Here is a 558-nt window from a genome sequence, read left to right as displayed (position 1 = left end):
CTTTCTTTGCTATTTTCAAAGTCGCCTTCTCCTGATTTGGCTGTTACCTTCACACCATCTTCTACTTTGTCCGCTGGGACTTCTATAGATCCGTTTGTTACCTTAACTTCTGGATGGTTTCCTTCTACTTTCCACTCTCCGTCTTCGCCTTTCTTGACAACGACTGGTCCGCCTTCTTTCAACGGTATCTCGATCCGATCTCCTCCGTTGTTTGTATCTGGGGTTACTTTCAGATTACCATTTTGCCATTGTCCTACCGTTGGCGCTACTGGCTCTGTTTGCGTTACTTTCAAGGTTACGGTTGTGTTTTCTTTTGAGCCATCTTCATAAGTTATCAATACTGGAACTTCACTATTGCTTCCTGGCGTTAGACTTGGTAATTGCCCTACTGAGGTTACAGATGTGATTCCTGCTTGGTCATAATCTTTTTTCGTTCCGTTATCTACGATTCCAACAATTCCTTTTGTTGTATGAAGATCGTCTCCACTCAACGTGTCTGTTGGTTTTTTGATTATGTCTTTTTTCTCAAGAGTATGCGTTTGTTTTGTGTACGCTCCG

At 42.5% G+C, this 558-nt stretch carries 1 protein-coding gene; it reads right to left on the bottom strand.

Annotated features, from left to right (window positions below):
• A partial coding sequence (locus HT721_RS08830) for a hypothetical protein (protein WP_173229633.1) occupies positions 1-491 on the bottom strand: 491 nt, incomplete at its 3' end.
• Between the last annotated feature and the right edge of the window lie 67 nt (positions 492-558).

This window comes from Streptococcus sp. 4094 (genome assembly GCF_013277125.1).
Lineage (GTDB): Bacteria > Bacillota > Bacilli > Lactobacillales > Streptococcaceae > Streptococcus.
The sequence above is the reverse complement of the archived record's forward strand: the minus strand, read 5'-3'. Positions and strand labels throughout refer to the sequence as shown.